Source organism: Bacillus sp. FSL L8-0199, assembly GCF_038005705.1.
Classification (GTDB): domain Bacteria; phylum Bacillota; class Bacilli; order Bacillales; family Bacillaceae_G; genus Bacillus_A; species Bacillus_A cereus.
Map to the genome: position 1 here is coordinate 2,583,427 of NZ_JBBOTS010000001.1, position 24,492 is coordinate 2,607,918.

Consider the following 24,492-nt stretch of genomic DNA (forward strand, 5'->3'; position numbering starts at 1 on the left):
TACTATTTATTTGTACGTCTTTTTTGCATAAACAATGCTTAAAACTGATGGGAAATCACATTCTATATTTTATAATTTTTATTAGCTAGTATATTTAAAGTATGGAATGAAAAGAAGCGAATATAATTTTCAAATGTAAACAAGTAAATAGGAGGACTCTAAATGGATATTCTATTTGTTATTCTACTTGTTGTTTTTATAATGATATTAATGCAAGGTAAAGAATATAAAGTGAATATTAATCGTATTTGGTTCATTCCGACTTTGCTGTGCTTTGCGACAATCCAGTCTATTATTCATATGGGACAATTAACTATATTGAAAGTATTACTATTCGTTGTAATGCTGGGGATTGGATTGGGTCTTGGAATGATTAGGGGAAAAGTTTTAACATTTCGATTAGATAGTGAAACAGGTCATGTATTACGAAAAGGAAATTGGTTAAGTACAACTATTCTACTTGCCATTCTAGGTACGAAGGTTTTGATTAAACAAAGTATGTTTTCTAGCAGTACTCACTATACATTAATGGTTGTAACAAATACCTTTTTATGTATCACATTAGGTACTGTAATTAGTAAACGATATTATATTTGGAAAAAATATAATGAATTAATACAAAAAACATGAAAGTATTCATCCATTGTTTAACAGCGCCGTGAACGGTAATACTAAATAACATTGAACTTTTACAACAAGGGATGATAATATGATATTCATTTATACAGATTTTGGCGGAACACATTCAACTTCACTTGCTGCAGCTTATCATTTAAATAAATTACCAACGGATCGCAAGTTAACGAAAGAAGAAATTTTGAATGTAGATTACTTTAATAAATTGAAAACAGAAGATATGGGCAAAATCATTTTTCATGGAATAGACGAAAATGGTAATCCGGTTTATACAATTGGATGTGGTGCATCAAAAGTCGTTGTACCTGCGATGAAACATTTAGGAGAGATTTTGCAAAAACATTATCAAAGTCATGAAAAGATTATTTTTTCTAATACATCACCAACAGTGCCTTTACCAATGACTTTCGGTGGTCTGTTTTCTAGAAGATTTCACATCGACTTCATCGGCGTACCGTTACTCGTATGGGGAGCGAAACTTTGCTGTGATAACGTACAAAGACTTGTTAGTTATACGAAAGAAGCTGGTCGATTGACAAATGATTATGTTGTAATTTTAGATAATGAAACCTTTAAATAATGTATAAAAAGAAGAAAATCGGGCAAATACTTCGGTTTTCTTCTTTTTTTCGTGAAAATGACAAAAAATATTCACATTTAATATCCATCTACTATAGCCAAAACAATAAAGTCCTGTTACCATTACAGGGATATTCTCTTTTCGTAACATAAATATATAGAAAAGTCAGAAAAGAGGAATTGAATTAAGGGAGGAACAACATGAAGCGTGTTGCTTGGATTACTGATAGTACAACTGCGAGTTTTAAAACAGAAGGAGATAACTTTGTTATTCCAATTGAAGTTATTATTGATGGTGTGTCGTACAAAGATTGTGAAGAAGGTGTGCGTGAGCGCGTCTATAATGCGTTAAACGAAGGTAAAACTGTCACTACATCACAACCTAACATAGGGGAAATGGTAGAGTTATTTTCGAAATGCAAAGAAGAATATGAAGAGGGATTTGCAGTTGCTATTAGCGGAAAAGTAAGTGGAACTTATCAAAACATGAAGTTAGCTGCAGACATGGCAGGTTTCCCATTAACGGTATTGGATAGTGAAACAACAAGTTATCCAATGGATGAACTAATTAGAAAAGCGAAATCGTTATACAATGATGGTATGACGTTACAAGATATACACAAAACATTAGTAGATGAAAAAAGAAGACCTTTCCACGTATTCCCGAAAAGTTTAAAAGGCCTTTACGCAAGTGGACGTGTAAAGGGAGTTCAATTTTTACTTGGAAGTTTATTAAGTGTCAACTTAATATTAGAAGTAAAAGGTGGAGAGCTTTTACTTGAAAAGAAAGTTCGCAAAATCCAAAAATGTCGAGAATACATTAAAAATGAACTCGAAAAAGAATTACCAAAAGTACTTCATATGTTCCATGCTAACGATAAAGATGGAGCTGAGGAATGGATTTCAGATATTAGAAAAGCATTCCCTGAAATGGACTTTAAACTATATCCATTACCAATTTCATTTGCGGTTCATGCAGGTGAAGGTACAATAGCAATTAGTTATTAAGAGGAAAACCCGTGAATAATTCACGGGTTTTTTATTTAATTAAATTGAAATTGGAGGCATATCACGTCGCCATCAAACAAAAAGGCTCATTTTATTGTTTTGAGGAGCAACCAATCCCTCAACTTGATTTGAAATTAAAAATATAAACCTTTGCCTACTGGCTGAACAGTTTCTAGAACAGTATCGACCATTTCTTCATTGATTAGGGTTCTTATAATCCAGGCTGAGAGATCTTGAGCAGCAAAACAGCCTGCAGCAGTCGAGATATTTCCTTCGTTTACGAAACTTTGTTCAATAACGTCTACATCAAATTCTTTAAGCTGTTCTACTACGGACGGATATGTAGTGGCTTTCTTACCTGTTAGTAATTTTTTAGCTCCTAGTAGTAATGAACCAGAACACATAGATCCTATTAATTGTCTTTGAGGATCTACATGAATGCTATTCAGATACTCTTGATTTTTATATAAATTTTGTACACCCTTACCACTTGCAAATATTACAGCGTCAGCAGACGGAATATCAGATATGCTTCCTGTCATGGGAATACGTAAGCCAGACATGGATATATGAGTTTTTCCCGTTCCTAATAGTTGAACGTCCCAATCAGAAATACCGCCAACTAAACGTACACGATTTAATAAATCCCATGGTAGAAAAACATCTATATCAGTAAAGTTATCAAAACAGACTATTGCAATTTTCATTTTCTAATCCCTCATTCCGTATGTATGTCCCCTAATTTAGAATATAAACTGCTCCTTTTTATGTTCTATATTAAGTTATAAATTCCTGTATATTCTATGCGATGGAAATTTAATTAAATAAAAGGATTATACACCTATAAAATATGTGGCATTCAAATATCCCATACATAACGTAAATAATGTTGTTTCGAAAGTTTAAAGGGTTTTTAAATATAAAAATAGAAATCTATATAAAAAAATATATAAATGGTAGTGATGCTATGAAAATAGGTAAATTTGGAGAATTAAATAACATAAGTATTGATACAATTAGACATTATATGGACCTGGGTCTCATTATTCCTGAAAAAAGGGGAGGGCATTATTTTTTTGATGAGTATTGTCAAATAGATTTAGAACTTATATTACATTACAAAGATCTAGGATTTAGCTTGAATGAAATTAAAGAACTATTTTTTTATAAAAATTTAGCGAAATCTATGAATTACGAAAATGATACTTTTTACCAATCTTTATTTAAATTGAAATATGACAAGATGGAACAGGAAATAGAGCTTTTGGGGAAGAGGCGGGATAAATTAAAGGAAGTGTTACAAGATTTATTATTAACAAATGAAACTTCAAATTCAATTATAGGGATAGATTTAAGCGTACTTCATTTACTTACATGTTCTAAGTGTAGCGAAAAACTAATTCTTCAAAATGGAATTATTACTAACAATCAAATTACTGAGGGGAAGCTAATTTGTAATTGTGGTGAAGAATATATTATTACTTCAGGAATTATAACTGCGGGTAAATTATTTAAAGTAAATGAGCAAACGTCACTTGAAGATACTATTTCGGATTATATTCATGAAACTGATAATGCGTATTTGGAAAATATGCATAGGGAAGGGGAATGGGCGAAAAAGAAACTAGTACATTTAAATTTAAATAACAAATTAATACTGGATTTAGGATCGGGACTTGGATTCTTTTTGAGAAACATTTATGAAGAACTGCCTGAAAATTGCCTATATATTGCAGTGGATCGAGATTTAAATAAACTTTTATTTTTAAAAGATGTATTAGCGAGAAGAAATCCGAAAAGAAACATTCTCTTTATCTGTGCTGATTTTTTGAATATCCCTATTCAGAATCAGTCAGTTGATATAGTAATTGATCATTCTGGTACGAGCAATTATAGTTTTGAGCATGAGGATTTTTTACTTCACGAATTAAATCCACTTTTTAAAACGGATTGTTATTTAGTAAGTTTATTTATTTTATTTAAAAATTTCAGCTCAAATAGCCAAATTACAAATAACTTTCGAGAAAATTTTACACTTTCAAAAGTAACGAAAGAAATCCAAAATCTACACTTTCAATCCATTGATGAAAGTACTTCAAATTATTTGACACGAGGAGGAAAGTACGAGGATTTCTTTGTTCAAGGAGAAGAAATTTATACATATTCATTTTTCGGAAAAAGATAAGGGCAATCCCGTCAAAAAAAGTCCGGTTTTATAACTGGACTTTTTTTGACGATTTATATTTATACTCTTTGCGATTAAAAGACAAAGAGTATGTTAATCTACATGTTTAGCACTCACATGACACTCTCTTGTCGATGTATGTCTAGTAAGAGAAAAGATAGCCAAACCTAAAGACAATAGAACTAGAGATCCACCAACCCAGGCCATATGAGCGACATTATGTACTTGTTTTAAGGCTATACCTCCAACTGCAGAGCCGAGCGAAATTCCTATTTGTAGAGCTGAATTATTAAAACTTTGCTGTATATCTGACGTTTCTGGAGCAGTTTGAATTAAATAAGTTTGTAGAGGTGGTGCAAGTCCCCAACTCAATGTAGCCCAAACTATCATAACGGGAATAAATAGGCTAATAGAAACTGTCGTGAATGGTAATATAAATAAGATTAGAGCAAATAAAGTAATAACTATCACTATACTTTTTGGAGCGCCTATTTTATCTGATAATCCACCGCCGAACGCTCCGCCACTTACTGCAGCTATACCAAACATTAAATAAAATATGCTAATCCAATAAGGGCTTAGTTGAAACTTTTCTTCTAAAAAAGGAGTAAAATAAGCATATAAAGTATAGTGTCCTGCTAACATAAACATGGTGGCTAGATGAGCAGCACCTAGTTTTGGACTACATACGGCTTTTAATTGGATAGATAAAGGAGTTCGGTTTTCCTCTCCAGGTATTTTCTCTAAAAATAATGAAATTAAGATAATAGATCCCAATGATAAAATAGCTATACATAAAAAAATAACTCTCCAGCCAAATGTGTTCGAAATTAATATGCCTAGTGGAACTCCTAAAACAAGTGAAGAGCTAATACCCATATAAATTAATCCTAATGCTTTTGCTTGGTAAGAGGGATTAACAATCTTAGCTGCAATTGTAAGGGAAAGTACGACAACTAAAGCAGTACTCATAGCAGTTAATATTCGTGCTATCATCATAAAAGTAAAGTTCGGACTAAAATAAGTAAGTATATTTCCAATTAGAAAAGTGTAAAGTGAAATAATATACAATTTTTTTCGTTCCACTTTACTTGTGAAAATCAATAATACAGGACCTGCTATAGCATAAGTAAAGGCGAAAATTGTAATTAATTGACCAGCGGAACTTAATGAAACATTAAAATCTTTAGCGATGTCTGGCAATATTCCTCCAACAATAAGCTCTACAAGACCTACTGCTATTGTTGCTAAAGCTAATATAAATACTTTGAAATTCATTTTTTTGTAATCCCTTCTCGTCATTATTTACCTTAGAACAAAAAAACTCCTGACTACAAACGCTATAATACGCATTTTGTAGTCAGGAGTTATTGGTTCCTGGTAGAGACCCCCAAGCCATATTCTTGGAGTTATACATGATTCTCATATGTAATTAATCAATGTAATAGAAGATACCATATTAATTTTTATATTTCAATAAAAAATTAGCATTCGTATATAAAAACCTAAGTCTTTTATAGCAATCATTTTATTTCTATTAGTGCAGAGAGACGTAAAAACCCACAGTTGATAAAAGATGGGGTTAGCCCCATCTTTTATTTATTTCTCCTTAAAACTTTTCAAATTGTACATATTGATATTGGGTTAACCCGAGACCTTACACTATATGTAATACGAAGAAAAGCGAGGGAAATGTTATGGGAAGTTTACGATTACATATAGTAAATAAAAAAAGCAACCAAGAACTTAGAAACATTTTTTTATATTCAATTGCAAAAACAGTATCAATATTTGGTAGCTCTATGTATAGTTTCGCGCTAGGATTATATGTTTTACAAATAACTGGATCTGCATTAAATTTCGCGATTACGCTCATATTAGGAACGATTCCAATGATTATTTTGAATCCCTTTGCTGGTGTAATTGCTGATAAGGTTGATAAAAAGAAACTAGTTATTTGTATGGATTTACTAAGTGGCTGCTTATTAATAGCTGTTTATATATTAAGCAGCTATTATGGATTAAACTTATTCATCATTTATACTACAACCTTTCTTATGACAGTGTTTACAACCTTTTTTGGAATAGGATTAGAGGCTGCAAAACCAAATATCGTCTCTAAAGAGAGGCTTATGAGTATTAATTCTATAAGTAAAATTATCGATTCTGTATCTTTAATTCTCGGCCCTATGTTAGGTGGTATCGTTTTTTCAGTATTTAATATTAAGACTTTTATCATTATAAACGGTATTTCTTTTATTCTTTCAGGGATAGCATTACTATTTATTCATTTTAAACTATTCGAGTACAACATAAATGAGGGAAATTCAAAAAGTGGAGTTAATTTTATTAAAGATATAAAAGAGGGGTTTTCTTATTTACTTGAAAAGGAAAGCTTAAAGAATACGTTTCATATTTTAATTTCGTTTAATTTCTTCTTAGGCTTTGCTGTAACTGTTCCATTGCCATACATTATTAACACAGTACTCAATCTTGGTTCTAAGCAATTTGGTATCATTCAAGGGACTTTTCCAGTAGGGATGATAATTGGTGCAATTGTAGTAAAAAAGATAACTGATCGTTTTTCTTACTCTTATCTTTTGAAAAAACTAAGTTCTATGTTGTCAGTTTTTATGATTATTTTAGGAATTCCAGTTTTATTCAAAAGTTTTGAAGTGAATGATTTAGTATTCGTTATTACGTATTGTGTTGTTATGATCTTTTTAGGGTTTATTATAGCGCTAATTGATATTCCTTTAATTTATTTCATGCAAAATGAGATTCCCGATGAATACAGGGGAAGGGTTCTCAGCATTGGATTAAGTATAGGTAAAATGATGCTCCCTATAGCAATGGCACTATCCGGTCTATTATTAAATTATATCCCAGCGTACACCATTCCAATTGTAGGGGGATTCTTATATTTCATAGTAATTAAAGTTTCATCAAATCGTTTCATATTAGAGGTTCATTCGAAAGATTATAGTGCTTAGTAGATTCTTAGATTATTTTTAGAATGGATACCGCTACCTCTTTCAAGCTAAGAAAAGCAAATACTATAAAACGAAATTTATAGTTTGTTAATTCCTATAGGCCTATTCTTTGTATTTGTTTTTGACTATATTCCGCAATCTGATGATTACTTACAGAATAAATACGGTGAACAATTTACAGTGTATAAACAGAAAACAAAAAAACTAATACCGTTTATTTGGTAAATCAGTTTCATAAATTATAAAAAGCGCAGGATCATCATCCTGCGCTTTTCTATCGTAATTCAGCTGTTTTTCTAATAACAATCTTATCAATATCATCTTCTTCATCACCATTAAATAACCCGCGTTCTTTTAAATACGCCTCAAAATATAAATCTGCTTCTGCACGTTCATCATATGGTTTTACAGATAGAACGAAACCTAATTTGTTTTGTTCTTCTAAATGAGAAGTGGAGATGTAAGCCGGTACATTATGGCGTAAAAAGAGTTCTTTAACCGGAATAATCATATCTTTCATTAATTTCGTTAGCATACCCATTTCAAACTCGAAATTAAAGCGATCTATACTAGATAAATCAGCGAATACTACACCGATAAAACCTGTATTAAATACTTCTTGATATTCTACATCTTCGTCATGGCCGCCGTAAAAATTCTTTTCGATTAAATAATTGACAAAATAAGAAACGCCATCACTTTGTTCAAATGGTTTCGTTGAAAGAACAAAGCCAATTTTCTTTTGTTTATGTAAATACACACATGACATGTATGCTGAAATGTTATGTTCTTTAAATAAAGCACTTGTTGCTCCAGAGAGACCATCTAATACGTGATGAACAATTTGAAGTTTTTTACGAGCGAAATAATAGGATTTCTTTTGTAACTCCAATGTATCAATAAAGACAGAGCCGATAAAGCCTGTATTTGAAATAATAGGTGCTTGCTTTTTTCTTCCTCTGCGCTTTAATGGAGCCATTGTTAAAATCATCCCTTCATGTACGTTTAAAATAAAAAGAACATTTGTTCGTATATTTATATTTTACTATTAAAACGCTATAAAGTAAAGGGTTTTTGATGAAAATATAACAAAAAAGACACCTTATAAAAGGTGCCTTAAACGCTGTAGGGAATAGGGTTTACCCTAACTATTTATATTATGATACAGAAACAATCTCTTCTGTATCTTCTACATCTAAATGACAGTCCATAGTACGAACATCTTGATCTTCATGACTTCCGAAATAAATAGTAATTTTCATATGTATCGCTCCTTTATTCTAGGAATACCTAAAATAATTACTAGTAATGTTAATATTTATTATATACCACTTTTTTCATTCCGACAACGTTATATCATTTTTAATTATTTTAAACTATAGAGCACAATTTAAAGAGGTACTTTTTATAGAAAAAGGTAAATTTCTAATATGTTATATTTAATATAGAAGAATTCGAGGAGTACTTTTTATGAAAAGGAGAACTATTGATGAATTATAAACAACTACTAATAGATAACTTTGCATTTAAAACTTCATATGTTGCGCAATTTGTGCCCGGAATGAGTATAAAAGAAACGCAAGATTATATTGCTGTTGATTGCGGATTACCTGCCGATACATTCAATATCATCACTCTACTAAACAATAATTTAACGGTAGGGATAGAGAAATTATATAAGGAGGTAGACTACTATAATCAAAAGAAATTTCCAATGAGTGTTTGGTTATGGGATGAAGAGCAAGAGCGGGATATAAAAAGCGAGTTAATTAAAATTGGTTTAAAAGAAGTGGAACAGAATATTGCGATGGTAGCAGACTTAAAAACAATTTCTCCAACAATAAACATGCCAGTAAGTTTTACAATTCAACAGGCATCTTCACCTGCACAAATAAAAAAATTTGGAGAAATGTTAGCTAATCTATTCGGCACATCAGAAGAAGGTATACATGTACAAGCATTCTATAATCAAATTTCTAATCTTGATTTATGGAACAGTGAAAATATGAAACTATTTTTAGGATTTTATGAAGGGGAAGTCGTAACTGTTGGTTCATTGATATGTTCAAAAGATAGTATTGGTATTTATGATATCGCAACTAAAGAGGAAATGAGAGGACGAGGATTCGGATCTACTATGTTCAATTTCCTTCTGCAAGAAGCACAAAAATTAAAAAATATGTATTGTGTGTTACAAGCTTCACCCGATGGAATCAACATTTATAAAAAATCGGGATTTCAAGCTATCGGCAAAATGACTGTATTGGAAAATCGACATTTAATTGAGTAAATCATTCAAGTTAAATCGTCTTTATATAGGAGCTTATAAATCGTTATGAAAAAGATATATCTCGTTACAATAATTTGTGCCTTTATAGTAATAAGTATCTTTGTTTTTCAGAAAATAAATGAACATAAGTATACTAAAGCTATTAATCAATCAAATCATATAAAAAATATCGCACATAGAGGTGCTTCTGCGTATGCACCTGAACATACAATAGCAGCATATCAATTAGGCCAACAAATGAATGGAGATTATATAGAAATTGATCTTCAAATGACAAAAGATGGACATTTAGTGGCTATGCATGATGAAACATTAAACCGTACAACGAATGGTACTGGGCTGGTAAAAGAGCATACATTAGAAGAAATAAAGCAACTAAATGCTGGCTCTCTTTTCAATGAAAAATATCCGAACTTAGCAAAGAAAGACTTTGAAGATGCTAAAGTTCCAACACTAGAAGAAATTATTGAAACGTTCGGGAATGGTGCAAACTATTATATTGAAACAAAATCACCAGATGAATACGCTGGTATGGAAGAGAAGCTATTAGAAATTATAAAGCACTACGAAATAAGTGATAACGTTATTATTCAATCATTTAGTGAAGAAAGTCTGCAAAAAATTCATAGTTTAGATGTTACTTTACCGCTAGTACAATTACTACCTTACAAAAAGGCAGTTCAATTAACTGAATTAGAGATAAAAAAGTATAAAACATATTGCATCGGTCTTGGGATGAACTATAAATATATTGATTCCGCTTATGTAAAGAGAATAAAGAAACACGGATTAGAAGTTCATCCATTTACTGTAGATAATGAAAAAGATATGAAAAAGTTACTTTTATGGGGCGTTGATGGGATGTTTACTAATGATCCGGATCGTTTACATTCAATATTATTGGATTTGAAAAGTCATGAATAAGAAGTGTTATTCATAAAGGAAAAATTTACACAACCTGTATATTAGGATTATCAATGCAAGAAGGCATGTAGCATATAAAAAGAAAATACCAAAAACCGCAACTGGAAGACTTAAGTTGTGGTTTTTTTATTGCTTCGATTTCAACTTACAAAGTTTGAAGCTAGAAGTGAAAACCTTTTTAGCTGAATTGGCTTCCTATGTATTTGTACTTCGTATCGTTGTAGGTATATGTACAACCCGTGAGACGAGTTTTGCATAGGATAATAGAAAAGGAGATGTTGCATATTGAAATACCACAATAGAAATGTAAGTAATCTGAATAAATTAGCGGATAATACGAAAGCTGCAGCTTTTAAGTGGTATCAGTACTGTATCGACAATGGAATTGAAGTATTAATTTATGAAACAATCCGAACGGTCGAGCAACAACGTGAATATGTTCGTAAAGGAGCATCACAAACGATGCGCTCATATCACTTAGTAGGACAGGCATTAGATTTCGTTCCAATTCAGTCGAATGGTACAGAAGATTGGAATGGCTATAATAAAGAACCGTGGGCATCAGCAATTCGTTATGCTAAACAAATTGGTTTTGAATGGGGCGGTGACTGGAAAGGATTTGTAGATAGCCCGCATTTGCAATATAACTACAAAGGATATGGAACGGATACTTTTGGAAAAGGTGCTCAAAACGTAGTGGCTCCTCCCACGTCGAATGATAGTGTAGGGATTGCTTATATTAACGGTAGTAATGTAAATTTACGAAAAGGACCTGGTACTGGATATGGCGTTATTCGTCAATTAGGGAAAGGAGAGTCCTACAAAGTATTTGGGCAATCAAATGGCTGGTTAAATCTCGGTGGCGATCAGTGGATTTTTAACGATCCATCATATATTCGTTATATGGGAGGAAATGTGCCAACACCTTCACAATCATCAAATGAGGGTATAGGTGTAGTTACTATAATCGCTGATGTATTACGTGTTCGTACCGGCCCAGGAACAAATTACGGCATTGTGAAAAACGTGTATCAAGGTGAAAAATATCAATCATTTGGATATAAAGATGGTTGGTATAATGTTGGTGGAAATCAATGGGTTTCTGGTGAATATGTTACGTTTGTAAAGTAAAAATAAGAGCCGTCCTGTTGGGCGGCATTTTATTTTAAATATTCATAGGGCGAGCACTCATGATATCATTCGTGATACATAGATTATAATTTTTCATTCTAATAATCAGAAAGTAATCAAAATGTAATTAATTTCAACTACGCTTTTTATATTTTTTTGATACACTGGCTACGAGGGGGATACCAATTAAGGTGGGTAAAAACCAAAACCATATTGGCGGAAGTAAATTTATAATGGGAATATGGATGCCGACATTTACTAAAAGTGCGGTGACTGCACCTATATAAGAACCTAACATACCTCTAATGTGGTGATGGAGCCAATTTTTCCAACGTTTTTTTCGTGCAAGGTATCCATAAATCGCAAATGAATAAGAGAAGATTGCTACATAAAATAAATATGCGATTTTATCCCAGTTTATAATGGATAATATAATGGCAGTAACGGTGATAACGACATAGGATGCGTGATATATTTCACCCCATTCCGTATGTTTACCTTTCTTCTTTTGAGCAACCATCGCTATTATCCCAGTTATTAAACATATCATTCCAAATAATATGTGGATGGTTAAAAGAATGTTGAAAATGCTCATCATAATTCCTCCCTTTTTATTTTTATAGTATTGCAGCATAGGAGAAAAGTTGAAACATATTGTTTATTCACTTTAATATATTGAAGTAAAGGTACTTCAAGAACAAGTTTAAACGGACAAATTTTTCTTGAGTTTAGTGAGACACGTATTACGTGAAATGAAGGAGAGACTTCCATGTTTACATCTATTACATATTTACAATCAGGGAATGACAAGCAACAAAAAGTATATGATGTTTTGAACAAACTAAATATTATGGAGGATTTAGCTTTATATAATCCCGTTCTTTGCGGGACAATCCCTATAAGAATTGATACTCCTCAATCTGACTTAGATATTGTAATGGAAGTATATAACTTTGATGTTTTTGAGCAGGAAATGAGATCTTTATATGGTTCTTATAGAGGGTTCAATATAAAAAAGAAAAAAATGAAAGGTACTGAATCGATAAAGGTGAATTTTGAATTCGAAGGTTTTGAATTTGAATTATTTGCTCAACCTAAGCCAGTGCGTAATCAAAATGCATATAGACATATGATAGTGGAGCACATGTTATTAATGCAGCATCCCCATATAAGGGAAGAAGTTATTCACTTAAAGGAACAAGGTTTAAAAACAGAACCTGCTTTTGCTCAAGTATTAAATATTGACGGAGATCCTTATGAAGAACTTATTTTATTAGGGCAGGAAATGAAATTGTGGTAAATAAGATACGTAAAAAAATCCTCCAAAAACAAAAGAGGATTTTTTTATGCTGTTAACTTCCGAATTAATTCACTGAGCAATTTAACCCCGTAAGTCATTTGTTCTGGAGAAGCATATCCATACGATAAACGAATGTACTGATCTGATTCTTCTTCATAAATACGTCCCGGGTTTAAAAGAATTCCTTTTGATAGTGCCTCTGAAAATAGTTTTTTCATCGGAATGTTATGTACAACCTTTAGCCATATAAAAACTCCACCACTAGGAATATCCCACGATGCAATATCTGCACAATATTTATTTAAAGCTCGTATCATTATTTGTCTTTGTTCTTTCAGGTGCATTCTTACGTTTGCTACATGTTCTTCATAAAAACCTTCATTTATCCATTCAGCAGCTACTCTTTGAGATAAAGAACTCGATCCATAGTCTGTTTGCATTTTTATATCTGACAATCTATCAATAACAGGTTCTGGTCCGATTATCCATCCAATTCTAAGTCCTGGGCTAAGTGTTTTAGAGAGACTACCAATATATAATACATGTTCATGTTTATCCATCGACTTTAAAGGAGCTGGAGGTGATTCATCAAGCCATAACTCCCGGTAAATATCATCCTCGATGATAGGCAATTTCTCTTTTTCACATATTTTTAATATTTCTTTTCTTCGCTCTTTGGACATCAATATCCCCGTTGGATTTTGAAAACAAGGGATTGAATATAAAATATTATTCTTTTGACTATATTTAATTCGTTTTAATAAGTCGTTAGGTAAAATACCGTGATAATCCATTGATATACCGGATAAATTTATATTTGCTGATTGAAAAACATGAAGTGAATATAAGTAAGAAGGTTGTTCAAGTAAAACAGTTGATTTTCTATGTAAAAGACCAATTGATATTAAATGTAATGCTTGGAGTGCACCAGACACTATTAATATAGAACCCGGTGATGCATGTATTCCAAATGATCTTACATATTTGCTTATTGCTTCACGTAACGGATAAAAACCTTTTTGTTCTTCGTATCCGAAATAATCTAATTCCTCACTGACGTTTTTTATTATAGATTGCATAGTTTCGAGCGGGAAAAGATGAGGTACAAGTTCACCTTTACTAAGATGGATAAGCGTTTTATTTGCTTCTGCTGCATTTATTTTTCGCACCATTAACTTACTTGGTTTATGAATACCTGTCTTTACATATTCACTCCAATCAGGCGGGGGATTAGTTGCTAATAATGACCATGTATTATTTGTTACAATTGTTCCTGCTCCGATTTGTCCTTGAATTAAACCATCTGCCATAAGTTCATCTAGCGCAGTTATTACAGTACTTCGATTTACATGAAATAATTTTGCTAACTGCCGCTGACTAGGGATTTTACTTCCAATTGGCCATTCTCCGTTTTCAATTTTTTCTTTCATATAGTCTATTATCTGCCGATATTTGGGCACTTTTTTATCGTTTGTCATATAAAAAACTCCCTCGTTTATTTAAAAGATTCAAAGTGGTTGGTTTTTCCGATAAATAACTGGTTGAAGACATTGTATCAACTATTAAATATGATGAAAAGAAATAATTGGTAATTTAAAAATGGTTGGTTTATTAGGGAGGGAGAGAAAACATGCATAATAAAAAATGGGATTTACGCATTATATGTGCTCACGCTTTTACAATTCTTATATGGGGAACTGCTTTTCCAGCAATTCGTATGGGGCTTGAATCTTATACGCCGGAACACCTTACTTTACTACGCTTATTAATCGCTTCATTTATACTTTTGTTATTTTCATTTATATACAAACTACGACTACCGGATTTAAAGGATATCCCAGCAATTTTTATATTTGGTGCTTTAGGGTTTACTATTTATCACATCGCATTAAATTACGGCGAAAAAACAGTCAATGCTGGATCTGCAAGTTTAATAATTTCAGTCACTCCAATAGTGACGGCAATTCTTGCTTTTGTTTTTTTGAATGAAAAAATGAAATTAAATGGCTGGATCGGTGGTGTAATGAGTTTTGCAGGAATTGCCTTAATTTCATTTAGCCAAGGCGACGCTATTCAATTAAATAGCGGGGGGTTATTTATATTATTAGCGGCGATTTCAGAAAGTCTATTTTTCGTTTTCCAAACATCTTACTTAAAAAAATACGGCTTCTTACCATTTACCATATATACAATTTTGTCTAGTACTATATGTATGCTTATTTTCTTACCCGGAGTTTATCAAGAAATACTAGCAGCTCCTCTTGAAGTTAACTTGAGCGTTATATATTTAGGTGTCTTTCCAACAGTACTCCCGTATATTGCATTGGCCTATATTATATCTCGTGCTGGTGCTTCTGAAGCAACAAGTTCTCTATATTTAACGCCAATAACTGCGTGTTTCATTGCTTGGATATGGTTAGGAGAAGTGCCAACTTTAGTTTCGATAATTGGCGGAGTGATTACTATACTTGGAATTGTGATTGCTCATATACCAGTATTAAGAAAAGAAAAACATGGGAATTTAGCAAATAATCAATCCGTATAATGTAATTCAATAATGACTTTAAGATACTTTTTTATATAGTTTCTTTCTTATGTTGATAAATATAATATTTTGTATTTCAGTTAAATATTGTATGTTACATTTTATGTAGTAAGCATTTTAAAAGGAGCTGACAACATAATGAATGGAAAAAGAAAAATTTTCACATGTATTTCTATTGTAGGAATCGGACTAGCTAGTTTTTCTAATTCTAGTTTCGCAGCAAGTGTAACGGACAATTCAGTACAAAATTCTATTCCCGTAGTTAATCAACAAGTAGCTGCTGCAAAGGAAATGAAACCATTTCCGCAGCAAGTTAATTATGCAGGTGTTATAAAACCGAATCATGTTACACAGGAAAGTTTAAATGCTTCTGTAAGAAGTTACTACGATAATTGGAAAAAGAAATATTTGAAAAATGATTTATCTTCTTTACCTGGTGGTTATTATGTAAAAGGAGAGATTACAGGTGATGCAGATGGGTTTAAGCCACTTGGAACTTCAGAAGGTCAAGGGTATGGGATGATAATTACAGTATTAATGGCTGGTTATGATTCGAATGCTCAAAAAATCTATGACGGTTTATTTAAAACAGCAAGAACTTTTAAAAGTTCTCAAAATCCTAATTTAATGGGATGGGTTGTCGCAGATAGTAAAAAAGCACAAGGTCATTTTGATTCTGCTACTGATGGAGATTTAGATATTGCGTATTCTCTTCTTCTTGCTCATAAGCAGTGGGGATCTAATGGAACAGTTAATTATTTGAAAGAAGCACAAGACATGATTACAAAAGGTATTAAAGCTAGTAATGTTACAAATAATAACCGACTAAATTTAGGAGATTGGGATTCTAAAAGTTCACTTGATACGAGACCATCTGATTGGATGATGTCACACCTTAGAGCATTTTATGAATTTACAGGTGATAAAACTTGGCTTACTGTTATTAATAATTTGTACGATGTTTATACGCAATTTAGTAATAAGTACTCTCCAAATACAGGACTTATTTCAGATTTCGTTGTAAAAAATCCACCACAACCCGCACCTAAAGACTTCTTAGAGGAGTCAGAATATACAAATGCATATTATTACAATGCTAGTCGGGTACCATTGAGAATTGTAATGGACTATGCGATGTACGGCGAGAAAAGAAGTAAAGTCATTTCTGATAAAGTTTCTTCGTGGATTCAAAATAAAACGAATGGAAATCCTTCTAAAATTGTGGATGGTTATCAATTAAATGGATCTAATATTGGTAGTTATTCAACTGCTGTATTTGTTTCACCGTTTATTGCTGCAAGTATAACAAGTAGCAATAATCAAAAGTGGGTAAATAGCGGTTGGGATTGGATGAAGAATAAGAGAGAAAGTTATTTTAGTGATAGTTATAATTTATTAACTATGTTATTCATTACAGGAAATTGGTGGAAACCTATACCTGATGATACAAAAATACAAAATCAAATAAATGATGCAATTTATGAAGGATACGATAATTAATTAAATTTGAGAATGGTTACTCAAGAAAGGAATTAGCATACGCTAGTTCCTTTTTAATATTTTGTAAAACATTATCCATTCTAAAATTTGCATAGATATACTTGCTTTTTTCATATACATAGTTACTAATGACTCGATTTTTTCGTGAGAGGAGCGTATTTCTTGGAAAAAGTATTATTTTTCGGAGACCCAGGTATTGATGACTCATTTGCCATTATGTATGGCTTACTGCATCCCGAAATTGAAATTGTCGGTATTGTAACTGGATACGGAAATGTTGAGCATATACATGCTGCACATAATGCAGCGTATATTTTACAGTTAGCAAATAGACAAGACATTCCTGTCATTAGTGGTGCAACAAAACCACTTACAGAAGAAATTACTACGTACTACCCTGAAATTCACGGAGCAGAAGGATTAGGTACCATCCATGTTCCAGAAAGCGTATTATCTATTCCAATATACAATTTTGGCAGTATTGCTGCGATTCTTATAAATTACGGAAAAGATTTAACGATTGTTGATGTAGGAAGATCTACCTCGTTAGCAATTGCTTTTAATTTGTGGAATGATTTAATGCTAAATGTAAAAGGAATCTATTTCATGGGTGGTGTTTTTTTAGAAGTAGGAAACGTTACGCCGTTAGCAGAGGCAAATGTGTATGGAGATCCTATAGCAAGTAAAATTGTTTTCCATCAAGCAAAGAATTTATTAATATTCCCTTTAAATGTAACAAACAAAGCTGTGTTAACACCAAATGTGTTTGACTATATTCAAGCTAATTCAAAGAATCCATTCCATACGATAATGAAACCAATGTATGATTACTATTTTTCTGCATACCAAAAACTTAATCCATCTATCGAAGGGCCATTGCTTCATGATGTGGTTGCTATAAGTGGATTAGTAAATCCAAACTTTTTTGAATTTGTACATCGTACAGTGAATGTTGATACATACGGAGATACGAAAGGACAAACATTTGCTGATTTTCGCCTTAGCTCTATATCTGAAGGAGCCCATATAGCATTAGAAATAGATGAACAAAGATTCATTCAAGATTTTATAAAAATTATGTTATAAGTTGTTGTCGAAAAAGGGAATTATTTCAATGCGTTGAATATAAACATACATCCTCTATATAAGGGAGCTTACAATATTGAATATCCAGTTAAAGGTTGTTACGAGAGAAAATTGGGAAGAAGCATTAAAACTACAAGTTAAAGAAAATCAGTTGAAATTTGTTCCACCCGTAGCAGTTTCGCTTGCTAAAGTATATATAAAACCAGATGGTGACAATGTAGAGTACATACCATTCGCTATATACCATGGTGACCTTATGGTTGGTTTTGTTATGCATGCTGTTGTAAGAGAGACATCGGATATGTATTGGATTAACGGATTTATTATTGATCAATCGCAGCAAGGTAATGGTTATGGAAAAGCAGCATTACGAGAAAGTATTAATATAATAAAAAATACTTTTAAATCGTGTAAAGAAATAAGATTAACAGTACATAAAGATAATCTCTCTGCAAAGAAATTATATGAACGATATGGTTTCATATCATTAGGACAAGAGTATGATGGTGAGCAAGTATATCGTTTATTTGTTTAACTATTAGGAAGTAAAGGTGTGAAATGAAATATGCAATTTACTGAAGTGAAAATTGAAGTGTTCATTCCTGAAGAATATATTGAAACATTAAGGGATGAATTAAATAAAATTGGAGCATGTAAAACGGGCGAATATGACCATTGCCTTTCCTATAGTTCAGTGAAAGGATATTGGAGACCTTTAGACGAGGCATCTCCTTTTAATGGAGAAATTGGGCGAATATGCGAAGGGCAAGAATGTAAAGTTGAAATAAAGTGTAAACGAGAAATTGTAAAAGATGCTCTTGAAGTTATTAATGATATTCATCCGTATGAAACACCTATGATTTATATTATACCAATACTAAATGACTATTTTGAGCAACTATACATTGAATAACTAGGAGGGATATCAATTGAAAAGTAAATTCCATCATATTGTACGAGCAGTCATGATAAAAAATGAAAAAATATTAGTTGCTGAATATATTGGCCATCATTATTTTTTACCTGGTGGCCATATTGAAATTGGAGAATCAGCAGAGAATGCATTAATAAGAGAGCTAAGGGAAGAACTTGGAGTAAACTGTAGTATACAACAATTTTTAGGAGTCATAGAAAATCAATGGCAAGATAAAGAAGTGCTTCATCATGAAATTAACCACATTTTTGAAGTAGAGTCACAAGATTTACATACGGACTTAACACCGAAATCTAGCGAGTCTCATTTAGCATTTCACTGGATAGATTATAATAAAGAAGCCTTAAATCATTATGAAATCATGCCAATGCCATTAGTGAAGGAATTACTAGAAAGAAAGTTAAGTGATGAACTACTAAATTGTTGGATAAGTAATTTTTAAATCACTCTATTTATAGTAAATAGGTCCATCGCAAGGATATAAAGAAAATAGGCTAAAAAACAAGGTACATCACCTAGTGTAAGTTCATATTTTGTTGATGTACGCATTTAGTCTATAGTCTTGTTTCTATTTTGTTTACAAAAATATATAAACTTTAACGTTTGGGCGAAATTTATATTTATAAATGGAGGGGTTCGTAATGAATCAGTTTCAACATGAATTACAAACATTAAACCTTAATGATTATCAAACTGGTAATGTTGTGTATTGGGATCAACAACAAAGTCAATATCCATATTATTACATCCAAGGCGATGCACGTCGTTGTGGCGGATGCGGAGGTTGTGGTGGACGCTGTGGCGGTTGTGGCGGCGGCAGATGTGGTGGTTGCGTAGGTTGTGCCGGATGTTTTGGTTGCTTTAATTGCTGGAACTGGTGGATCATTTAAGTATAGAAGATCAAAACTATTTTACATGAAAGAAAGGTGTAAATACTGTTTATACTTTTCTTTCATGCTGTAATTTTGTATTAGGATTAAGGAGGATTTATTTGTATACATACGAAAAGTTGACTTCTTGGGTAGAGAATATAAAAGAAAAAAATCATAGTTCTGCTACAGCACTTTGTATTATAAAAAATAATAAAGTCGTATTAGAGCATTATAGCGGTTATCACTCAAATACAGCGACTAATAAAAAAGTAACTGCATCTTCGCAATTCAACGTTGCTTCTGCTAGAAAAAGTTATTTAGGATTAATGATAGCGTATGCGCTTTACGAGGGGAAAATAAACTCTATTGATGATGAAGCGATAAAATATTTTAAAGACTTTGATCCTGCATTGCTTGGTAAAACAACGATAAGACATTTAGTAACACATTCGCACGGATTAGAAGAAATGAATGACGGGACAATTTTTCGTGAATTTGAACCGGGACAAGCATGGGCATATAGAGATATTAATGTAAGAATGATGACACGTCTTATTTATCAGCTATATAACAAAAGTTTTCCTGAATTGTTAAAGGAGCGTGTTTTTAAGCCTGCTAATTTTCAAGAAACAGGTTGGAGAGTTCAGCGAGATGAAAATTTAGTTGGCGTTGTTAATAATCCAAATGAAGACGCAATTAGTGAAATTGGTACGGTAGATGACGGTACTGAAAAAAATCTGTTTGTCTCAGCTAGAGAATTTGCTTATTGGGGCAATCTTCATTTAAATCAAGGTGTGATAAACGGTAAGCAAATTGTTCCAAAAGAAGTTATAAAAATCGCTACGAGTTTGCAGAGTCCAACATATGTAAATAAAGAGCTACCACAAAATGGCTTGTTTTGGTTCGTTCAAAATGAATCTGCACAATTAAGCGAACTTGGTGAACGTGTTCCAAAAGGGTCATATCAAATATTAGGGATTACTGGACCGACTATTTTAGTAATACCTGAATATAATGTAGTTGTTGCAAAAATGTATAACAAAAGATATAACTACGGCGGTGATAATTACTTATATTATTTACGTGAATTTAGTAATTTAGTCGCTGATACATTTAGTAACGGTAATAGGGCATAATTACTCCTATAACAAAAAGGAGTGATTGTAAGTGAAAGATAAAGTGAACAAAAATAAAAAACAAAATATAAAAGATGTAAATACAGAGCAAAATGCAATTTATAGCGATCCTAAAGATGCAGCTAATATGCAAACTGTACCGCAGCCGAAGGATTTTGATGAAATCGAATATTAATTTTTCATCCGACTATATGATGAATGAAAAATACGTCTTAAGTCTCATCACATATAAGAAATTATTTGATAACATATATACATAAGCATTTGAAAATGGCTTATCTTAACAAAGCTTTCTTTAGAAACATCTGATATAACCTGCAAAAGACACTTCTTTATGAAGTGTCTTTTTGTGTATATGAACTTAATTACCATTTTCCGTACAGTATCTTGCAATTTACGATGGATATACTAACTGTGAAAATCCATGTCAAGATAAAAGAAGGGGACAGTTAGTATGAAACAAAATTCTATAAATCCATTACTAATTGTTCTAGGTACAATCATTGTTCAAATTGGCCTTGGAACAATTTATACATGGAGTTTATTTAATCAACCCCTTGTAAGTAAGTTTGGATGGAATCTTAATTCAGTAGCGATAACTTTCTCTATAACAAGTTTTTCTTTATCATTCTCAACTTTATTTGCAGCAAAATTGCAGAAAAAATTAGGACTTCGGAAACTTATTGCTACTGCAGGAATTGTTTTAGGACTCGGCTTAATACTTAGTTCACAAGTTTCTTCCTTACCACTATTATATTTATTAGCTGGTGTTGTTGTTGGTTATGCGGATGGAACAGCTTATATTACATCACTATCTAATTTAATTAAATGGTTTCCAAATCGGAAAGGGCTTATTTCAGGTATATCTGTATCAGCGTATGGAATGGGCAGCTTAATCTTTAGATATATAAACGGAAATCTTATCGATAACCTTGGTGTATCACAAGCATTCTTATATTGGGGTATTATCGTGTTACTTTTAGTGTTAATCGGATCGTGCTTCTTACGTGAGGCAATTGTAAGTAATGCTGTAACTGAAACATTGCACAATGACTATACTCCGCGTGAAATGATGCGAACGAAACAAGTATATCTGCTATTTTTTATGTTATTCACCTCGTGTATGGGGGGGTTGTATTTAATCAGTATGGTAAAAGATATCGGTGTACAACTCGTTGGACTTAGCGCAGCAACCGCTGCAAACGCCGTTGCTATGATTGCAATTTTTAATACAGTAGGTAGAATTATTCTTGGGACGTTATCAGATAAAATCGGCCGAATGAAAATTGTCTCTGCAACGTTTATTATTATAGGATTGTCAGTCTTTACTTTAAGTTTTATTCCGCTAAATTACGGAATCTATTTTGCCTGTGTAGCAAGTGTCGCCTTTTGCTTCGGCGGTAATATAACTATATTCCCAGCTATTGTCGGAGATTTCTTTGGATTAAAAAACCATAGTACAAATTACGGGATTGTCTACCAAGGTTTCGGATTTGGTGCGCTTGCAGGATCATTTATTGGAGCGATACTCGGGGGATTTCAACCAACTTTCATTATAATCGGTGTTTTAAGTGTTATTTCCTTCATTATTTCAATATTAATCCGCCCACCAAATGTAGAAAAGAAAAAGGAACTAAAACATTTACATCGGAAAGTAGCTTGATACTAAAAAGAGTCCTAATATAGGGCTCTTTTTTATGTAGAGAGAATAGAGTTATTTAATTTAAAATGAAATGATTTGAGAAGCAATAAAGTTGTTTATTTCTTGATGAACTAAGTAGCAGATACGTAGAATATTCATATTGTTTTATAAAGGAACTAACATGTTGATAAAAAACATTTAGAAAATTACAGTTAACCAACTTTGTGATGGAACGTTCACTTCATTCATAGATCATTATTTTCTTATAAGTTTACAATGAAAGTAGTTGGCTTATATTGATTACAACCATAATTTCTTCTGTTGTGGCATTCGCTACAACAAATATTGATGACATTTTTATACTGCTTGTTTTATTTTCACAAGTAAGAACAGAAGTAATTAGGAAAGAAGGAAGAGCTGTCCGCGAAAAAGCTATGAGAAAAAAGCTTTATATTGTTATTGGACAATATGTAGGGTTTAGTATGATAATTTTTCTAAGTATCGTTGGGTCTTTAAGCTCTTTTTTCATTCCTGTTTCGTGGATTGGGTTATTAGGATTCGTGCCAATTTATATGGGGGTTAAAGGACTATTCTCGCTTCGTTCTAACAAAAGTAATGAAGTTATTGATAACACTTCCGATTCATTATTTAAAGTATCTGCGATTACATTAGCCAATGGAGCTGACAATATCTCAATTTATATACCAATGTTTGCTAGTCAAACTCTTGAAGCAAATATCGTTACATTAGTTATCTTTTTTTCCATGATAGCGATATGGTGTTTTATTAGCTACAAATTGATAAGAGCTCCTATTCTAGCTAAAGCACTTGAGAACAATTGTCATATTATTGTTCCAATTGTTCTAATTGGTTTAGGAATGTGCATTCTTTTTCGCAGTGATACAATTGGACTATTTCATTATTATTTAGAAAAACGGTTAAAAAGTATATAGAATTTGTTAACATTAGTATTTGGAATACAAATGCAATAAGGGCGAGGTTATTATTAATTTCAGTATTAATTGAATCAATTTTTATACTAAAACTGCAAGAACGTACTTTGGATAATCTTCCTAAGGTACGTTCTTTTTTATATCAGTAGCCTATTCTTATTAACTCCACCAATAGCAGTAAAGGCAAGACTTAACTAACTTATATATATTAAAAGGAGTTAATGGTAGAATGAATAGAAGACAGAAAATTCCTTTTATTAAAAATAGAGGAGGTACATATGAAAAAAGTTAATGTTACATACGCGATTTTGTACGATAAAACTAATGAAAAGATCTTAATGGTAAAAAACAAAGGGGAAAATGGTTCTTATTATACATTACCAGGTGGCGCAGTTAAACTAGGAGAAACATTAGAAGAAGCAGTAATTCGAGAAGTAAAAGAAGAAACAGGGTTACATATAAACGCAAACGGGATTTTTTCTATCAGTGAAGCTTTTTTCGAGGAAAGAGATCATCATGCAATTTTCTTTAATTTTCTAGGCGAAATAATCGGCGGGGAGACATATATATCAAGGCCAAAAGAAATCGAAGAGATTACTTGGATGGAATTACATAAAGCAGCACCGTATTTACGCATACCAGAACATTTACTATATTTATTACAAAAGAAAGAAACAGTACCTTATTTTTTTAATGGAACAATCGTTCATCAATCTTCATAAAAATATTATCTCATGTAAGGCGGGGAAAACATGGAGTTTATCGTTAATCACAAACA

General features: G+C 32.1%; 26 protein-coding genes, 1 pseudogene and 1 riboswitch. Of the genes and pseudogenes, 22 read left to right on the forward strand and 5 right to left on the reverse strand.

What is annotated here, in order from left to right:
• Window positions 1-162 precede the first annotated feature (162 nt).
• From NST86_RS13385 to NST86_RS13395, 3 genes are all read left to right on the forward strand, one after another.
• The gene (locus NST86_RS13385; RefSeq protein WP_000353195.1) at window positions 163-630 is read left to right on the forward strand and encodes a DUF1453 family protein; all 468 of its coding nucleotides are present in this window, start codon (window positions 163-165) and stop codon (window positions 628-630) included.
• Window positions 631-709: 79 nt separating this feature from the next.
• Window positions 710-1,216, forward strand: a complete 507-nt coding sequence (locus NST86_RS13390; RefSeq protein ID WP_000576339.1) for a DUF3189 family protein — start codon at window positions 710-712, stop codon at window positions 1,214-1,216.
• A gap of 200 nt (window positions 1,217-1,416) precedes the next feature.
• Window positions 1,417-2,223: a DegV family protein gene (locus tag NST86_RS13395; RefSeq protein WP_016118012.1), complete on the forward strand. Its 807-nt coding sequence runs from the start codon at window positions 1,417-1,419 to the stop codon at window positions 2,221-2,223.
• 134 nt (window positions 2,224-2,357) lie between these two features.
• Here the strand turns inward: NST86_RS13395 and NST86_RS13400 are convergent, their stop codons facing one another.
• Window positions 2,358-2,930, reverse strand: coding sequence for a DJ-1/PfpI family protein (locus NST86_RS13400; RefSeq protein ID WP_000684442.1), 573 nt, complete (start codon window positions 2,928-2,930; stop codon window positions 2,358-2,360).
• 260 nt (window positions 2,931-3,190) lie between these two features.
• Between NST86_RS13400 and NST86_RS13405 the strand changes: the two genes are divergently transcribed.
• Entirely contained in the window at window positions 3,191-4,408 is a 1,218-nt protein-coding gene (locus tag NST86_RS13405) for a methyltransferase domain-containing protein (RefSeq protein ID WP_033694093.1), read from the forward strand.
• 93 nt (window positions 4,409-4,501) lie between these two features.
• Here the strand turns inward: NST86_RS13405 and NST86_RS13410 are convergent, their stop codons facing one another.
• The gene (locus NST86_RS13410; protein WP_001009829.1) at window positions 4,502-5,686 is read right to left on the reverse strand and encodes an MFS transporter; all 1,185 of its coding nucleotides are present in this window, start codon (window positions 5,684-5,686) and stop codon (window positions 4,502-4,504) included.
• A gap of 59 nt (window positions 5,687-5,745) precedes the next feature.
• A riboswitch (purine riboswitch) is annotated at window positions 5,746-5,845 on the reverse strand.
• Window positions 5,846-6,105: 260 nt separating this feature from the next.
• Between NST86_RS13410 and NST86_RS13415 the strand changes: the two genes are divergently transcribed.
• A complete protein-coding gene (locus NST86_RS13415; RefSeq protein WP_000535187.1) occupies window positions 6,106-7,401 on the forward strand; it encodes an MFS transporter in 1,296 nt (431 codons plus the stop codon).
• A gap of 69 nt (window positions 7,402-7,470) precedes the next feature.
• A pseudogene (locus NST86_RS34865) lies at window positions 7,471-7,626 on the forward strand (methyltransferase family protein); the annotation flags it as partial.
• Between the two features lie 49 nt (window positions 7,627-7,675).
• On the opposite strand, the gene NST86_RS13420 reads toward NST86_RS34865, so the two are convergent.
• Window positions 7,676-8,380, reverse strand: coding sequence for a hypothetical protein (locus NST86_RS13420; RefSeq protein WP_086392468.1), 705 nt, complete (start codon window positions 8,378-8,380; stop codon window positions 7,676-7,678).
• A 510-nt stretch (window positions 8,381-8,890) separates the two neighbouring features.
• Here NST86_RS13420 and NST86_RS13425 point away from each other — a divergent pair.
• From NST86_RS13425 to NST86_RS13435, 3 genes are all read left to right on the forward strand, one after another.
• Window positions 8,891-9,691, forward strand: coding sequence for a GNAT family N-acetyltransferase (locus NST86_RS13425; protein WP_086423228.1), 801 nt, complete (start codon window positions 8,891-8,893; stop codon window positions 9,689-9,691).
• A 45-nt stretch (window positions 9,692-9,736) separates the two neighbouring features.
• Window positions 9,737-10,615 carry a glycerophosphodiester phosphodiesterase gene (locus tag NST86_RS13430; RefSeq protein WP_016118016.1) on the forward strand — a complete coding sequence of 293 codons (879 nt, stop codon included), beginning with the start codon at window positions 9,737-9,739 and terminating at the stop codon, window positions 10,613-10,615.
• A gap of 285 nt (window positions 10,616-10,900) precedes the next feature.
• Window positions 10,901-11,746: an SH3 domain-containing protein gene (locus NST86_RS13435; protein ID WP_044797677.1), complete on the forward strand. Its 846-nt coding sequence runs from the start codon at window positions 10,901-10,903 to the stop codon at window positions 11,744-11,746.
• 133 nt (window positions 11,747-11,879) lie between these two features.
• On the opposite strand, the gene NST86_RS13440 is transcribed toward NST86_RS13435, so the two are convergent.
• Window positions 11,880-12,341: a hypothetical protein gene (locus NST86_RS13440; protein ID WP_000021726.1), complete on the reverse strand. Its 462-nt coding sequence runs from the start codon at window positions 12,339-12,341 to the stop codon at window positions 11,880-11,882.
• 174 nt (window positions 12,342-12,515) lie between these two features.
• On the opposite strand from NST86_RS13440, the gene NST86_RS13445 reads away from it, so the two are divergent.
• Window positions 12,516-13,046: a DUF4269 domain-containing protein gene (locus NST86_RS13445; protein ID WP_000495176.1), complete on the forward strand. Its 531-nt coding sequence runs from the start codon at window positions 12,516-12,518 to the stop codon at window positions 13,044-13,046.
• 44 nt (window positions 13,047-13,090) lie between these two features.
• On the opposite strand, the gene pdxR is transcribed toward NST86_RS13445, so the two are convergent.
• Window positions 13,091-14,524 carry a MocR-like pyridoxine biosynthesis transcription factor PdxR gene (gene pdxR / locus NST86_RS13450; RefSeq protein WP_086423227.1) on the reverse strand — a complete coding sequence of 478 codons (1,434 nt, stop codon included), beginning with the start codon at window positions 14,522-14,524 and terminating at the stop codon, window positions 13,091-13,093.
• Window positions 14,525-14,676: 152 nt separating this feature from the next.
• Here pdxR and NST86_RS13455 point away from each other — a divergent pair, with 152 nt between their 5' ends.
• The 12 genes from NST86_RS13455 to NST86_RS13510 all read left to right on the forward strand — a co-directional run bounded on the left by NST86_RS13455 (window position 14,677) and on the right by NST86_RS13510 (window position 24,436).
• Window positions 14,677-15,591, forward strand: a complete 915-nt coding sequence (locus NST86_RS13455; RefSeq protein ID WP_061664609.1) for a DMT family transporter — start codon at window positions 14,677-14,679, stop codon at window positions 15,589-15,591.
• Between the two features lie 138 nt (window positions 15,592-15,729).
• Window positions 15,730-17,091 (forward strand): glycosyl hydrolase family 8, encoded by a 1,362-nt coding sequence (locus NST86_RS13460; RefSeq protein WP_001013599.1) that lies wholly within the window; start codon window positions 15,730-15,732, stop codon window positions 17,089-17,091.
• Between the two features lie 162 nt (window positions 17,092-17,253).
• A complete protein-coding gene (locus NST86_RS13465; protein WP_086423226.1) occupies window positions 17,254-18,177 on the forward strand; it encodes a nucleoside hydrolase in 924 nt (307 codons plus the stop codon).
• Window positions 18,178-18,253: 76 nt separating this feature from the next.
• Window positions 18,254-18,712, forward strand: coding sequence for a GNAT family N-acetyltransferase (locus tag NST86_RS13470; protein ID WP_001025613.1), 459 nt, complete (start codon window positions 18,254-18,256; stop codon window positions 18,710-18,712).
• Window positions 18,713-18,742: 30 nt separating this feature from the next.
• Complete coding sequence (gene cutA, locus NST86_RS13475) at window positions 18,743-19,090, forward strand: divalent cation tolerance protein CutA (RefSeq protein ID WP_001160788.1); 348 nt, start codon at window positions 18,743-18,745, stop codon at window positions 19,088-19,090.
• A 16-nt stretch (window positions 19,091-19,106) separates the two neighbouring features.
• The gene (locus tag NST86_RS13480; RefSeq protein WP_000836840.1) at window positions 19,107-19,553 is read left to right on the forward strand and encodes an NUDIX domain-containing protein; all 447 of its coding nucleotides are present in this window, start codon (window positions 19,107-19,109) and stop codon (window positions 19,551-19,553) included.
• A gap of 199 nt (window positions 19,554-19,752) precedes the next feature.
• Window positions 19,753-20,001 carry a heterocycloanthracin/sonorensin family bacteriocin gene (locus NST86_RS13485; protein WP_001071345.1) on the forward strand — a complete coding sequence of 83 codons (249 nt, stop codon included), beginning with the start codon at window positions 19,753-19,755 and terminating at the stop codon, window positions 19,999-20,001.
• A gap of 101 nt (window positions 20,002-20,102) precedes the next feature.
• On the forward strand, window positions 20,103-21,119 hold the full coding sequence (locus NST86_RS13490; protein WP_044797673.1) for a serine hydrolase domain-containing protein: 1,017 nt from the start codon (window positions 20,103-20,105) through the stop codon (window positions 21,117-21,119).
• A gap of 31 nt (window positions 21,120-21,150) precedes the next feature.
• Window positions 21,151-21,294, forward strand: coding sequence for a hypothetical protein (locus NST86_RS13495; RefSeq protein ID WP_000653680.1), 144 nt, complete (start codon window positions 21,151-21,153; stop codon window positions 21,292-21,294).
• Between the two features lie 279 nt (window positions 21,295-21,573).
• Window positions 21,574-22,782 carry an L-lactate MFS transporter gene (locus NST86_RS13500; RefSeq protein ID WP_086423225.1) on the forward strand — a complete coding sequence of 403 codons (1,209 nt, stop codon included), beginning with the start codon at window positions 21,574-21,576 and terminating at the stop codon, window positions 22,780-22,782.
• A 275-nt stretch (window positions 22,783-23,057) separates the two neighbouring features.
• Window positions 23,058-23,714: a cadmium resistance transporter gene (locus NST86_RS13505; RefSeq protein ID WP_086423224.1), complete on the forward strand. Its 657-nt coding sequence runs from the start codon at window positions 23,058-23,060 to the stop codon at window positions 23,712-23,714.
• Window positions 23,715-23,992: 278 nt separating this feature from the next.
• Window positions 23,993-24,436: an NUDIX hydrolase gene (locus NST86_RS13510; protein WP_063263992.1), complete on the forward strand. Its 444-nt coding sequence runs from the start codon at window positions 23,993-23,995 to the stop codon at window positions 24,434-24,436.
• Window positions 24,437-24,492: the final 56 nt, after the last annotated feature.